The sequence below is a fragment of the Streptomyces sp. L500 genome (genome assembly GCF_054551825.1).
The window spans coordinates 1-1,565 of record NZ_JBTOLC010000119.1 but is presented as its reverse complement, the minus strand read 5'-3'; the positions used below and the strand labels follow the sequence as shown (position 1 = coordinate 1,565).

Below are 1,565 nucleotides of genomic sequence, written 5' to 3'. Positions count from 1 at the left end.
TGTCAAACATGAAGGATTGCTCCTGGGGATGGTTCAGGAAGGTGGCGAAAAGGGGAGGGCCGCCCCGTGGTCGAAGGGGCGGCCCTGCGATGCGAAGTAGCTCAGCCGACGAGCTGGACTTCGCCCTTCGGGGTACTGGTGCCGGTCACGCCCGGGTAGTAGCTCAGGTTGCCGTCGCTCCAGCGGATGAGCAGGTCGCTCGGGCCGCCGTTGGCGGAGGTGAAGTTACCCACCGTCATCTGCGCGATGTTCTTCCAGGCGGACTTCTCGGGACGGACCTCGGTCCGGCCGTGGTAGCCGGCGGCGTCGACCCCGGGGAAGACCTGGTTCTGGCCGTCCTTCCACTGGACCATCAGGTCAGCGGTCTTCTTGCCGGCGAACTCGCCCGCGCCGATCTGCAGGGCGTCGTACTTCCAGCCGTCGCTGGCCTGGGTCAGCTGGGTCTCCTTCTTGACACCGTTGACGTCGGTGTCGGAGTACATCGAGGTGGAGCCGTTCTCCCACAGGACGAGCAGGTCGTCGCGCAGGGCGTTGCCCGTGAAGCGGCCAGCCGTGATCATCTTGGCGTGCGACCACCAGGAACCGGGCTCGGCCAGGGTCTTCTCGTCGTGAACACCCTTGGCGTCGACGTGGGTGTACGTCGAGAGCTTGCCGTTCTCCCAGCGGACGGTGATGCCGTCGCTGCCGTTCTCGGTGAAGCGGCCGCCGGTGATGGTCCTGGCGTTCTTCCAGTAGCTGCCCGCACCGGCCAGCTTGTACTCGGCGACGAAGGGGGACTTCGGGTCGCTGCCGTCGGAGCCCTGGAAGAGGGAGGCGGAGCCGTCGGCCCAGATGACGAACAGGTCCATGCGACGCTTGCTGTTCGTCGCGCCGCCGTCGGTGAAGTGACCGGACGCCAGGTGGCGGGCGTTCTTCCAGTCGGAGCGGGACAGCAGCGTGCGGGCGTAGGTCTCCTGGACCCAGTCGGCGATGTCGTCGACACGGCTGGCGTTGGCGCCCTTGCGGGTTTCGCTCTCGTCGGTGCCGAAGCAGCCGCCCTGCCAGAAGTTGGTGTTGATGGCGGCCAGCTCGACCTTGCCGTTGGCCTCGCGGAACGCGGGGCTGCCGGTGTCGCCCTTGCAGAGGGCGCCATCGGCGGAGGTGCCGTTGAGCTCGACACCTGCGGCCGAGACTCCGCTCACGCTGAAGGCGGCGTGGTGCAGGCGCTCCGGCAGCCATTCGTCCTTGGTACGGCCGTAACCGGCGACGCGGAACTCGTCGCCCTGCTTGGGCGCGTAGTTGGCCAAGGAGACGGGCATGACATCGGAGACCGCGCTCTTGAGCTTGACCATGACGAGGTCACGGTCGCCGCGCGGGACAAGCTCCTCGGCCTCGACGGTGGTGCCGGTCTCCCGGGTGAGGTCGGTGCGGCCGACGGTCACCTTCGTCTTCATCTTGGGGGCGCCGCCAGTGATGCGGAAGCCCTGGGAGGGGTCGTCGGCGAAGCAGCTGGCGGCGGTGAGCACCCACTGGCTCTCCACCAGCGCGCCGGTGCAGCTGCGCTTGCCGTCGCCGATGTCGAGCCG

The 1,565-nt window shown here is 67.9% G+C and carries 1 protein-coding gene; it reads right to left on the bottom strand.

Features of this window, described 5'->3' with window-relative positions; all coding sequences use genetic code 11:
- Positions 1–101: 101 nt before the first annotated feature.
- Positions 102–1,565: S1 family peptidase (locus ACX9I7_RS32575; RefSeq protein WP_459389396.1), on the bottom strand; the 1,464-nt coding region annotated here is incomplete at its 5' end.